Genomic DNA, 11,386 nt, shown 5'->3' with positions numbered 1-11,386 from the left:
CTTTCCAGGGTGGCGTGAGACCAAGACCCAAGGCGAATATTTGTTCGGCAAGCATGGCAATCCTCCTGAGGGAGGGCTATCCAAACTGGGCGAGGTCGGTCAATTCCACATTAAACGTCGAAGAACCAAAAATAGCCAGCAACAGGTTATCGACAAAGCTAATCACAACCTGTTTACACACACAGCTGACCTACATAGGTCGGCTGTGTTTTCTATGGTCAAACAGTTTTTTCGCCCTCACCCAAATCCCAGGAAGTACGTATGAAAAAACGAATTATCGCTTCCGCACTTCTCCTGCTACTCACCGCAAACGCAAACGCAAGCCCTGTCGAAGAACTGAACAACGCAGTTACAATGATCAAATCTGGCCGAGAAAGCGAAGGCATGTCCATTATTCGAGCCCTTGCGAATTCTGATGCATCCCCAAGCCAGGTTAAGTCTGCGGCGTACTACATGCTCGGCGCACGCGAAAAAAACAAAGAACAAGCACTTCTTTATGCCAATACTGCGATAGAATTAGACAAAACAGCATCAAGAAACTTCGAGCTGAAAGCTACTCTCTTGTATGACATGAAAAAGTACAACGACAGTGCAGAGAGTTTTACTTCAGCTATCACCTTAACACCAGCTGACGACAGGCTATATAGCCTGCGTGGAATGGCATTCAGAGACGCGAAAAATTTCGAAAGAGCCATACAGGACTTGTCAAAGGCTGTAGAGATGAACCCGAATAGCGGGCTGTACAGAATGCGACTTGGGAAGGCCTACTACCTCAGCAAAAAATATCCAGAAGCAATTGCCGAACTTGAAAAGGCACTTGGGCAGCTGCAAAAGCAGGAACAAGCCGCAGAATGCGGCATGCTCCTGGGTGATTCGTACCTTTCTTCAAACAACGCAGAGCAAGCTCAAAAATACTACTCTTTTGCCTACCGATACACTACAGACCCTGAATTGCGCACAGCCATCCAGGAAAGACTCAAATCATTCGAAGAGCTGAAAAAGTGGAACTACTAAAGGAGCAGCAAATGAGCCTCGAAAGAAAATTCTTCAAAATAGCAAATGTCTTCATGATGATCGTGGCATCCCTGGCTCTGCTCTCTGCAATTGGCGGTGCAATATATGGCCTTATGCTGCAAAGCTCGCACGTTAACAGCACGATAACACAGCCCACTGCGAACTACTCCGCCCTCAAGGCAGACAAAACAAATCAAAAGGCACGAAAGCAAGCAAGGGCAGAGGCCGCGACAGCGGCACCGGGCAAGCCCGCAACCCCGGAATTCGGGGCCAAGGCCGAAGAGGAAGAAGCCATCCCCCCCGATGCTCGTGAAGTTCTCAACAGAATTGAAAGCTCGATTGACAAGTTTGCGCTCAAAACCGGCCAACCCAGAGTACAAGACAAGCTGCGCTCTAATATCTACCACGCAGCCAAGGAATTCGAGCGGTTCGTTCCCATTTCAAAAACGCTTGCGGCTCTGGAAACTGAAGCAAAAGCACTTGAAACCGATGCGGACAGCATAGCTCAGCTCCAAAAAACTGATGAAGAATACATTGAATGGCCAGAGTTTCTGAGTTTTTTCTTCAACGCATACAAAAAGAACATCAACAGCCAGCTTCAAGCAATTGAGCAGGCAAAAGCAGAAGCTGAGATAAGAAAAGCCAAATCTGTTGTTGTGTTCATGTGGGCTGGCGGATCTTTTGGATCATTTATCTTCACCACCATAATCCTCCTGCTCTTTAGCATCGACAAGAATATCTACACCATTCGACTTGATACATGTAAAAATTCCCATGCAGAAGGAGCTGAAGCATGAAACGGTTAGTTGTCCTTGCCATGATCGCACTCCTGGGCCTGACGGGCTGTGCATCCAAAAACCTTCCACCAAAAATCACGGACGTAAACTATTATCCCCAGTGCTACCAAACTATCGGAGACCTGCGTGATGCCGACAAAAAGGCAACTCAATCTGCAGTAATTGGCGCAGTAGGCGGCGCTGTGGTCGGTGGCGTCGTGGGCTACCTTGCCACAGGCAGGGCTGAAGGCGCCCTGATAGGCGCAGGCGCAGGCGCTCTTGCTGGCGGCACGCTGGGCTATGCTGCACAGCGCCAGAAAGACATTTCCGACACGCGCACCAGGTACGTTAGCTACGTTAAAGATATATCCAACGACATCAAGCAAATGGACCAGCTTGCGCTGGCCGCCAAGGCCGCAAGTGGCTGCTATGATCAGCAATTTGTCCTGCTGGCAGCGCAGTACAAGAACAAGCAGATCAGCAAAGAAGAATACACCCTTCGTTATCAGGAAATTCGCAACGGCCTGACCGAGGCGGCATCGCTTCTTGGCCAAGTGTATACAGGCGCCAAAGAAAAAGAGCAGCAGTACCAAGCTGCACTGGAAGACGAAGCCAAAAAGGCGGGCACAGCAGTGCCTGCCGCAACAAAACCGACAACACCAGAACCTGTGGCGGTTGCTGCCGCTCCTGCGACCAAACAGGCCGCTGCCAGCAAACCCAAGGGCAACACGACCAGCAGCAAGAAGACCAACACAACCAGCAAGGCCAAGACCAGCCCTGCGCCGACATCCGAACCCACCGCTACCGAGAACACCATTGAAGCGGATACGGCAAAGCCGACTCAAAACGTGATCCTGGCAGACAACTCCAAGACCCCGGATCGCAACTTCATCGAAGGATTGGACGAGGGATCACTTGAAGCCGTTTCCGCTGGTGTTGTCGCCCACCGCAATGCAGCCGAAGATGCTCAGGCCCAAAAGGTCGCCATCGAAAGCAGAATGCTGCAGATGGACGCCATTCACTCTTCCATGGTATCGAGCAGTTAGTCGTGTATCTCACGGGGGCCACTCTGGCCCCCGCCCACCACAACCAACACAGCCAGCACATGAAGCCGCAAGCCCTCTACCACCTGTTCCTCATGCTGTGCGCTATGGCCTTTCTTTGCGCCACCACCCCAGGCTGGGCCCTGACCGACGCCGAGTACAAGAGTCTCAAACAAAATTCCCCTGCCTTCAGTTCAGCCGAGCAAAAGCTTGCATCTGCCTGGGACAAGGTTCGAGGAGAGTTAGCCCAAGCAGAGCTGAAGGCGCTTTTGGCAGACCAGAAGCTTTGGCTGCAGAAACGTCGCGACGAATTGGCAGCAAAGCTTATGGACGTGAACGGCCTAGACAAGGGCACGGCATACGCAACGGTCACAAACGAACGGGCCGCACGCATTGAAACGTTTCGGCAGCAGATGGAGCTCAATTCGCGCACAGCCTATACCGGGGTACTTTCAACGTGCCGCGATGCGGAAGGGTTGAAAGGCCTATGCCTGATGCCCGAAGGAGAGGTTGCAGGGGTGCGCATTGCGTATGAAACCGAGTACCCTCAGGACCCCAAATTCTTCAGCACGCTGGAACAGCTTTCCGGAAAAGGCACCAAGGTTCGCGTAACCGGAAAGCTTGCAACCCCGGAGAGCTTCGACCCAAAGGCGCGATTCAAAGTCTCTGTAATAAAGCCAGACAGCTCCGGAGATTCTGGGGCAACAAACACAGCCCCGCCCTCGCCTGCCGCGAGCGGCACCGCGACCGCGACGGGTACCGGCCAAACACAAGCAGGATCGGCGATAGCGGTTCCCGATGTAGAGTCAGCTACAGAGGGCGTTTCCAGCACGCACACGGCAGCAGGGGGAGACATTGCCGCAACCGCCCCCCCCACGGCCCCGGCAACGCCGGTGCAACCAGCACCGCCCCCTACACCGATAATAATCAACTCTGACCAGATACTGCGAGACCAAAACAGGTACTGACCACATGCTCCAACAAGAAAGCCCCCGCAAGGGGGCTTTCTTGTTGGAAGACTGCAATTTTCTTCAGGCTGACGACAGCATTGCCGTCTTCACGATGTCGTTAGGACGGCATTCTTTATTGCAAGAGAAGGACTCTCTGTTTGTTGATGCTATTTAAGGTCTAAAATTCCGGATTCATTTTGCCCCTCGATTGCCTGCAGGATCTTGGGCTGCGCGGTTAGGTAGCGGAGGTCTGCGTTTGCGGGGTCGTAAAGATTGCTCATCGCCCAAGTTACGGCCTCTTCGTATTCTGTTGCGAAAATATCTGTGTTTGCAACGTAGCTTTGCGGGCGCGGTATTTCTTTTCTGCCTAGCATCATGAACCCAATACATATGCCGGCAACGATTCCTATGATGTTAAACTCTATGCTGTTTGTGAGCGAGGCAGTAGTAATGCCGGCGGCGCTGACTGCTACTGCTGTTGTTATAGATTTTGTCGTTCCGGAAAGTTTTGTTTCTGCAGGAGTGTCTCTGATTTCAAGTAAATCAAGAAGATTTTCTTTTTTTATGAGATGTGTTGTGGTTCGCGCGTTGAAGTTTATGAATAGAGAGATATAATATGTAGAATTCTTTCCTGCAGTTACAAATGCAACGCGATGTCCTTGTCTGCAGGGTATATCGGTGTTTTGCATTACGATCCGCGTTTCTTTGTCGTCGCTGCCCTTTATCCATAGCTCTGTTGCAGTATTTGTTTTAGAAGATATTTCTATGTCTTTCATTTTTCCATGTACGCGAGGGCCGAGCGAGTTGTAAAGGCTCGTATCAATGCTTCCGCCGCCACCACTGCCAAATATCTCTGTTGTGCTGTGTTTTGTGGCAGACATTACCTCGCCTGCAATGAAGGAAAACCAGATTTCTTTTCCGTCAATATTGATGGTTTTTTTCATGTGGGGTTGTCCTGCGGTGTGTTTTTTGTTTGTTTTTGTGTTTTATTGTTGTGCTACAATTTGTCTTCGCCATTATTTTTGTTTTTTGTCCTGATTGTATTTTTGCTTGTAATGGATGTATATTTTTCTATTGACACTGTGTATTTCTGATCCTTGAAGGTTGTGCGCGAGCATTGTTTTTGTATCTTCTGTGTTTCATAGGGTGATTTTTATTTTTTGTTGTTTCCGATGTTAATTTCTTTATCTTTTTCTTTTGGGTATCTGCATTTATTTGCAAGTATATTGGGGAATCTACGTCGTCATCAAGGTGGGTGTCATCTTCTGTTATTGCAACTTCAGATAGTCCATTTTTGTGTATGGCGTAAAATATGTAGTATTTCTTGTTCGCAATTGGAAAATTCTTTATTCTGTAGTTGAGTCCATCCTTTTTGTTCGGGGTGTCGGAGTATGGGGCTGGATACATGCCGAGAGCTTTTGCTACTTCTCATTCTCGGTCATTCCCCGTTCCGTTTTGTACCATCCGCCTGCATGTGCTTGAATTGGGCAAACGAGAATTATGGCAAGAAAAGCGAGAACGGCAAACCATCTCATGGTGGTGTCCTTGCTGCGCAAATGCTGGGCGGTGTGATGGGTGTTCTTTCGCACGTACGCTTTTTTTTGTGTTATGAAAATGTGATTATAACTTTTTATGGGGCCCGTTGGGGGGGGCAAAAGGTGCACGCAGGAGAAAAGGGTGGCTAGATTTGGAGAAATCGTCGATATTTTATAAAGGTATTGAGTTGTTTCGGTTTGGCATGGTAGTAGGGGAAGGGCTTTCTGTAGTGATTTGTTTGAGGCAACTCTTTAGTTGACTGATGTAATCTGGATTTGTGTAGAGTTTGCACTAGTGCGGAGGCATGCAATGCGTTTTGCTGCTCTTGTTGCTATGTTGATGCTTGGTGGCTGCGTGGCGCGGCAGGGTGATGGATATTATGAAAACTCGCGCGCGTATGAAGAAGATAAAGCATCCATGGAGTACGCGATGAACGCGGGGAATCCCGTAAGCAACTTGAGAGAGGAAGGGTTTGTTCCCTTGCCTGGCTACAGAAATGTATATGTCATTCCAGAATCTGGACTAATGGTTAAATGCAGTGACAATTTTACGCTCAACCTTTCGATGAAAAGAACATACAGGTGCTATTATTTGGATAGGAAGATGCGTAAAATACCCGGGTCCGATTTTGATGTTCAGATAAACCCTTGGCGCGGGGATGGCGGTTTTACTCCCTACCGGTAACCCGTGGCACCATTTACTTGAAAATATTGCATGTTTCCAAAAATTCACCTATGCCTAGGCACTTTCTTGTTGGAAGGCCGCAGTCAAAACTTGTTTTGATCTCACAGTATCTGGTTGAAGTGGGATCTTACCGATGCAGCGTGCGGAACCTTGAGTCGACTGTCGGTCGTTCGGGCAACGAGGGAAGAACCACGCCGAAAGCCTCTGCCGCCCTCGTCACAGGGAACCCTCCATAAGGGCAGCGACGCGCACGAAATACGCATCTTCACGTGCGATATCACCGAGCCACCAGTACCCTCCACTGCTATCGCCTTCTTGTGCAGAAGCCGATCCTACTCCCGAATCCGCTCCTTGAGCGCCGGCCCTCCCCGGTTCCGACGACCTGGCCATCCGCTGGACAGCGGTCTTGCCTCCGTCGGTTATGAGCTTCCTTCAGCGAAACAATTGGCTGGGAGAAGGCCGTTTCTGCGGGCGACGTACGAGACGTTCATCCCCGGCTGCAACGACTCCTGGACCAGTTGAACCTTCTTCGCCAAAGCCCAGCGTCGACGCTGGGCTTTGGTCAACACCTCCAGCACAGCTTCCCCGTTAGCACTAGGTCTGGGCATAGGGCTAGACCTATCTCCTGTCGTTGGCGGGGTGTCCGGTCCAAATGGGGGCTACTCCACTCGTCAACCAAGCCCTGAAGCCGTGTCTCTTTGTCCTCCTCGAGCAGGTTGGCGAAGTAGGCATCTGCCACGCGCTTGATGTCGGAATCAGCCAGTTCCTTGAGTGGGGGTTTGGTGCCGCTCTCGGCAAGCATGCGGCGATGCGCCTCGAACCGGCGGTCAACCTCAACGGCGGCGATGCGGACGCGCTTGAGGGCTTCCTTGTAGTCGGTGGTCTTCAAGGAGGAGGTTTCTTCGGTCTTGGGGTAGGTGGCCTTCAGGTCTTGGGGGACGACTGCGCGGTGGTAGTAGGTGGCACCACGACGGAAAAGGCGAGGGTGTTTGGGCATCGCTTCCATTGCTCCACTGTAACAGTTGAATGGAGCAGGGCAAAGAAAAAAGCCTTACCTGCCAGCATGTTGCCAAAAGGTAAGGCTTTCTTCCAAATTGGTGGCGGAACACGGAACCGAACCCGCGTCCGCTTTCAGAGCCAGATAGTAACACCTTGGCCTTGAGGGCGTGGATTCGACGATTTGGCCACCGTCACTGTTCTGAACCCAAATCGAACTCCAGCCAATCCCTCCCAGACCAAAGAAAGCCGTCATCTTCTGGTATGGCAGATGCCCCCTTCGGCCGCATAGAAAAGTGTCGCCTTTTCCCTGTTGTCTTGAGCGACCAAGTTGCCTGGCAAGTTCCGCATTGACAGTAGAAATCCTGCTGCTGCCCGCGCTCGAATCGCGCCGGATGTCCACAAAGTTGGGCAAGCGCAGCGATCTGTTCGATGGCATCCCCGACGGCGTCCTCAACTTGCGAATTAGCTGAACCTTTGAGAGAAGCCTTCAGTTCGGCTGCTTTCTGAGCATCGACTGGCGCGAGGATCCTGACGTGGGTAGACGAAACAGATTCAAACTGTTCCGGCCAAGCCTCGGTTAGCTTTTTGGACGGCGTCGGCAACGGCCCCAGTTTTCGGCCATGACCTTGGAGCAACTGCCGCAACATCCACTCATCGATCAACTTCCCCACCTTCTCCACGACATAAAGGTCCAGCGGTGAGACAGGAAGACTCCGCGGCGATGCGACACTGGTTGGCACGCCTGGCCAACACACGATGCGATCAGGCTCCAGACTCTCACTGATATTTATTGACGCGCCGAACCAGGCAATCGGCACGATCCTCAGAGTAGATCCCTCAGACTGAGTTACGACCCAATCATGTACATCACGCCGTAGTACGAAACGCCGTCCCGCCCAACTGAAGACGAAATTTCCATCAACCTTGCGCAGACCATACCGTTCAAGCGCCCGCCTGATCACAAGGCCAACGTAACCGACGTAAGCCAGTTGCAATTGCAGTTGCCGCGCCAAGCGCTCTTCCGGGGGTAAGAGCCGGTCTTCTCGATCATCTTTCAACTTCTCCCAAAGCGGGGGCAGATGACGATAGTGCGGGTCGTGGTTGAGAATGTTTGTCCGGTGAACTTGGGCAGGAACCACAGATGCAGGAGGCACCAGCGAATAAAGCCCCCTTTGCTTCAACCCTCTGATTGCACGCAACTGGGACTCCAAGTCGCTGAGTGCACGCTTTCCTGCCTCCAACTGCATCCCGGTCTTGTCATCAAGATATGACTCCCCCCAAAGGCGACAGATATCCTGGCGAAGTCGAAAATGCGTCTGCTCAGAGTCCTGGAACTCCAAAGCTCGCTCCAGTCGTGAATTGACTCCCCGTATGCGAGCCAATCTCCTAGCAAGGTGTCGATCAAGGCGATCTAGTAGCCGCTTGTAGAGTCTGTTCTCATAGATGGCATAGTCGTCCTCGCTGAAACGTGCAAGAACCTTGCGCGGTTGAACACCACTGAGCGTACGCTGCTGCCAACAATCAGAGTGTGATGCCAGGTGACTTAATGCCGAAGTCGCGAGGCGTCGAGCTCGCGCCACTGGCGCAACCAAGTCGTCATATCGAAGGTCTCTGCGGGGGCGGTCAGATATTGAATGCAGATGACCATCTCTGAGTACCGCCGCCAAGTCGCGCTCGAGATCTTCGAGCGTGCATTGGGCGGCCATCTCAGCGGGCAGCATGGGCGAGACATTTGCATCATGTGCGTGAGCGATTTTTCCGGCAATGGAAATAATCGCCTCTGCAGACAGATCGGAGTCCGCCTGATCGTCGTCAGACTGATCGATAGTGAGCACCTGGGATTCAGTGTCTTGAATCCGGAGGACGCCCGATCCGTCATCCGAGAGCAGATCGCCGGGCTGCAAGCGGCTGTGTCCATTGACCACGAGTGGCTCAAGCAAGCAATACCGCCCCGGCAGAAGCGCGTCGGGTAGGCGGCTGAGTTTGCTACCCGTAAGACGGTCCAGAAATATCATGCCCCACGTTCCTTGCGGCGACGGTCTTCAGCCAACAAGGCAATGGAACGGCGAGGCTCCGATTTCCACCCCTTCCATACTGTGGTCAGCGCTTGTTCGATGGCGGCAAGATCATCGATGGTCGCATCGTATCTACCAGTGACCTTCCCGCGCCTGAATACTCTGCTGGCAAGCAAATGGTCCAGAGCATCTTCTTTGCGACCGCCGGCAGCCATGTAAACAGGGACAAATCGCATGGCCTGACGTTCGAGTCGATTGCCCCAACCCAAGTCAAAACGATCCTGCAAGATGCTCGTGAGCGGGCCCGTGGTCAACTCCGCCAACAACTCTGAAACCTCATCAGCGTTTTGTGTCACAGCAGCATCGAATCGCTCCATCAAAGATCCATAGCTAAAGCTGGCCTTCGGCTTTGGCTCCACCTTGAATCCCGCTTCGTGGCGGGGAAGCGTCATGACATGAGCACGGTCGTAGGTTTTGTCAGCGAACTCGTTCGTTGTTTCATCGTGGTTAGCAGTGCCTACAAACCAGACGTTGTGGGGAACCCGAATCCTTCGCCCCTCGACCAGCAGCGCTGGGGCGTTCGGCAACTGGCTCTCCGACAAACTGATGAGTCGATCTATTGGGTCATTCTTTTCGAGCGCCGAGAGGAATTCAGCAAAATACTGCTCCGGGCGCGACAGGTTCATCTCGTCCAGCAAGATGATGTTGCACCGGTCCTTGTAAGCGGCAGTTTGCGCACGGTAGAGACCTTGCAGGCAGTCGCGCTCATAGAAGCGCTTTTCGAAAGCGTTGTAGTGCCCCAGTAGATCATCACGGTCTCGCCAGCCAGCCTGGACGGCGATGTCAGTGCAATGCCCCCCGACAGCCTTTGCAAATGCCTTCGCCAAGCTTGTTTTGCCTGTGCCGCTGATTCCCTGAAAGATGTGAAGCTGGCTCATGGCCAACCCGGCAATAAGCAACTGAATATCTTCTAGGCGGAAATGCAGCATCGCGCCTTCCTCCGCTTGAGCGATCCGGTGCTGCAATTCAACCGAGAATTTTTTCAGATCAGGAACGTCTTGCTCCGGCAGGCTCAACTCCTTGGCCTTGCGATCCTTGATCCAATCGGCAGTGGATGCGGAATCCATCCATGCCATTTGAGGGAACGGCTTCTCAGATTGCTGTGACTGGGTTAGGTCATCTACCGTTTTGCCCAAGTCATTGAGCCTTGCACTCAAGATCTGATTGTTCTTTTCCAGGGCGCGCTTTTCTCTTTCCAGGTTCTCTTTGTCACTCACGCCGAGGCGGAGGCGATGAAGCTGAGCTTTTGCATCAGCCAAATCCAAATGAACCTCGTCGAGTTGAGCCTTTTGCTCATCACGGAGTTTTCGCAGCGCCTCGTTCTCAAATTGCAACTGATCATCCTGGCTGTTTGCAATTTGGTTTTCCAATTGAGTGACTCGACGTTTTTGGGCAGCCAACTCGTCAAGTATCTCGCGGGCAGACCTCCCTGCCAATGCCTCTGAGAACTCCTGGTATTGCTCTAGTTTCTGTTCAGTCAATGTCCAATCGCGGTAAACCTTTTCAAGGCGTGCCTCTGCGCGTAGTCGAGCATCGGTCAATCTGGCAATTTCCTGACTGGCCTCGCGAAGTGAATCTTCGCGGATCTGTACCCGTTCACGCTCAAGCTCTTTCCACTCTGCATCTAGTCGCCGTTGCTGCTGCTGTAGAGATCTCTCCTTGTTTGCAATCTCCGCTTCACGTTCCATCACTTCGGATGCGCGCGCGGACTCATCGTCACGTGCTTTCTGCTCCGCTTGAAGGATGCCGAGTTGAATTTCAGTCTTCCTAGACTCGAGCTCCACGATTTCTTTCTTGAGATCACTGAGTGCGGCCACGTTTTGGGCGGCAAAACCGGAACGCGCATCCAGTTCTCGCTTCTCAAGTTCACGCTCCTTATCGGCCAAACTTGATTCGGATTTCTTTATCTCAACTTGTCTTTGCTTCAACTCTTCGTCGAGTTTGTTGATCTCTTCGGTTCGCTTCTTGTTCTCATCACTTCGGCGGGAGAATGCCTCCTCCTTGCGAGCCAAGTCATCGGTGCGCTTCTGTGCGTCTTCATGTAGATCACGAACTCTCTTTGCGACATCAGAGATATCCGCCAACAACCTCTCGAGCTCGATTTTTTTCTCGGGCTCTGCCTTATCCAACTCGCTGACCTGATCTTTCTCCAAGTCGGGGAGTGCCACAGCGGAAGCATCGCCTTGCACCAGCGATGCAAGGGAGCCAATTCCAGCAGTTGCTTTCTGCCATGCCGACGCGACCGCACTTTGTGCAGTATTTGCGTTTTGCGCGACTGGGGCTTTGTTCCCCTTATTGTGTTTTGCCAT

The 11,386-nt window shown here is 52.1% G+C and carries 11 protein-coding genes; 6 read left to right on the top strand and 5 right to left on the bottom strand.

Going from position 1 to position 11,386, the window contains the following annotated elements; all coding sequences use genetic code 11:
• The 5 genes from FVW20_RS19920 to FVW20_RS17950 all read left to right on the top strand — a co-directional run.
• Positions 1-265, top strand: a 265-nt coding sequence (locus FVW20_RS19920; RefSeq protein WP_231039239.1) for a hypothetical protein, incomplete at its 5' end; no start/stop codon positions are given.
• Entirely contained in the window at positions 262-1,014 is a 753-nt protein-coding gene (locus tag FVW20_RS17965) for a tetratricopeptide repeat protein (protein ID WP_196610659.1), read from the top strand. The genes FVW20_RS19920 and FVW20_RS17965, both read left to right, overlap by 4 nt.
• 11 nt (positions 1,015-1,025) lie before the next feature.
• Positions 1,026-1,811: a hypothetical protein gene (locus tag FVW20_RS17960; protein ID WP_196610658.1), complete on the top strand. Its 786-nt coding sequence runs from the start codon at positions 1,026-1,028 to the stop codon at positions 1,809-1,811.
• Entirely contained in the window at positions 1,808-2,836 is a 1,029-nt protein-coding gene (locus tag FVW20_RS17955) for a YMGG-like glycine zipper-containing protein (protein ID WP_196610657.1), read from the top strand. Before FVW20_RS17960 ends, FVW20_RS17955 begins: the two co-directional genes overlap by 4 nt.
• A gap of 59 nt (positions 2,837-2,895) precedes the next feature.
• Positions 2,896-3,801: a lysozyme inhibitor LprI family protein gene (locus tag FVW20_RS17950; protein WP_196610656.1), complete on the top strand. Its 906-nt coding sequence runs from the start codon at positions 2,896-2,898 to the stop codon at positions 3,799-3,801.
• A gap of 149 nt (positions 3,802-3,950) precedes the next feature.
• Here FVW20_RS17950 and FVW20_RS17945 read toward each other — a convergent pair whose 3' ends face one another.
• Positions 3,951-4,727 carry a hypothetical protein gene (locus FVW20_RS17945; RefSeq protein ID WP_196610655.1) on the bottom strand — a complete coding sequence of 259 codons (777 nt, stop codon included), beginning with the start codon at positions 4,725-4,727 and terminating at the stop codon, positions 3,951-3,953.
• A gap of 901 nt (positions 4,728-5,628) precedes the next feature.
• Here FVW20_RS17945 and FVW20_RS17940 point away from each other — a divergent pair.
• Positions 5,629-6,003 carry a hypothetical protein gene (locus FVW20_RS17940; RefSeq protein WP_196610654.1) on the top strand — a complete coding sequence of 125 codons (375 nt, stop codon included), beginning with the start codon at positions 5,629-5,631 and terminating at the stop codon, positions 6,001-6,003.
• A 419-nt stretch (positions 6,004-6,422) separates the two neighbouring features.
• Here FVW20_RS17940 and FVW20_RS20180 read toward each other — a convergent pair whose 3' ends face one another.
• The 4 genes from FVW20_RS20180 to FVW20_RS17920 form a co-directional block, all read right to left on the bottom strand.
• On the bottom strand, positions 6,423-6,611 hold the full coding sequence (locus FVW20_RS20180) for a transposase (protein ID WP_372435021.1): 189 nt from the start codon (positions 6,609-6,611) through the stop codon (positions 6,423-6,425).
• On the bottom strand, positions 6,566-7,000 hold the full coding sequence (locus FVW20_RS17930) for a DUF6538 domain-containing protein (protein WP_307831644.1): 435 nt from the start codon (positions 6,998-7,000) through the stop codon (positions 6,566-6,568). The genes FVW20_RS20180 and FVW20_RS17930 overlap by 46 nt, the downstream gene beginning before the upstream one ends.
• A gap of 193 nt (positions 7,001-7,193) precedes the next feature.
• Entirely contained in the window at positions 7,194-9,017 is a 1,824-nt protein-coding gene (locus FVW20_RS17925; RefSeq protein ID WP_196610651.1) for a DUF2357 domain-containing protein, read from the bottom strand.
• Positions 9,014-11,386: an AAA family ATPase gene (locus tag FVW20_RS17920; protein WP_196610650.1), complete on the bottom strand. Its 2,373-nt coding sequence runs from the start codon at positions 11,384-11,386 to the stop codon at positions 9,014-9,016. The genes FVW20_RS17925 and FVW20_RS17920 overlap by 4 nt, the downstream gene beginning before the upstream one ends.

The organism is Nitratidesulfovibrio oxamicus, from assembly GCF_015731765.1.
In the GTDB taxonomy this organism is placed as follows: domain Bacteria; phylum Desulfobacterota; class Desulfovibrionia; order Desulfovibrionales; family Desulfovibrionaceae; genus Cupidesulfovibrio; species Cupidesulfovibrio oxamicus.
This window is presented reverse-complemented; position numbering and strand designations above follow the sequence as displayed.

Excerpts from the sequence above, each read along its gene's own strand:
- FVW20_RS17965 (WP_196610659.1), top strand. The coding sequence starts at position 262 with ATGAAAAAACGAATTATCGCTTCCGCACTTCTCCTGCTACTCACCGCA.
- FVW20_RS17960 (WP_196610658.1), top strand. The coding sequence starts at position 1,026 with ATGAGCCTCGAAAGAAAATTCTTCAAAATAGCAAATGTCTTCATGATG.
- FVW20_RS17955 (WP_196610657.1), top strand. The coding sequence starts at position 1,808 with ATGAAACGGTTAGTTGTCCTTGCCATGATCGCACTCCTGGGCCTGACG.
- FVW20_RS17950 (WP_196610656.1), top strand. The coding sequence starts at position 2,896 with ATGAAGCCGCAAGCCCTCTACCACCTGTTCCTCATGCTGTGCGCTATG.
- FVW20_RS17945 (WP_196610655.1), bottom strand. The coding sequence starts at position 4,727 with ATGAAAAAAACCATCAATATTGACGGAAAAGAAATCTGGTTTTCCTTC.
- FVW20_RS17940 (WP_196610654.1), top strand. The coding sequence starts at position 5,629 with ATGCGTTTTGCTGCTCTTGTTGCTATGTTGATGCTTGGTGGCTGCGTG.
- FVW20_RS20180 (WP_372435021.1), bottom strand. The coding sequence starts at position 6,611 with ATGCCCAGACCTAGTGCTAACGGGGAAGCTGTGCTGGAGGTGTTGACC.
- FVW20_RS17930 (WP_307831644.1), bottom strand. The coding sequence starts at position 7,000 with ATGCCCAAACACCCTCGCCTTTTCCGTCGTGGTGCCACCTACTACCAC.
- FVW20_RS17925 (WP_196610651.1), bottom strand. The coding sequence starts at position 9,017 with ATGATATTTCTGGACCGTCTTACGGGTAGCAAACTCAGCCGCCTACCC.
- FVW20_RS17920 (WP_196610650.1), bottom strand. The coding sequence starts at position 11,386 with ATGGCAAAACACAATAAGGGGAACAAAGCCCCAGTCGCGCAAAACGCA.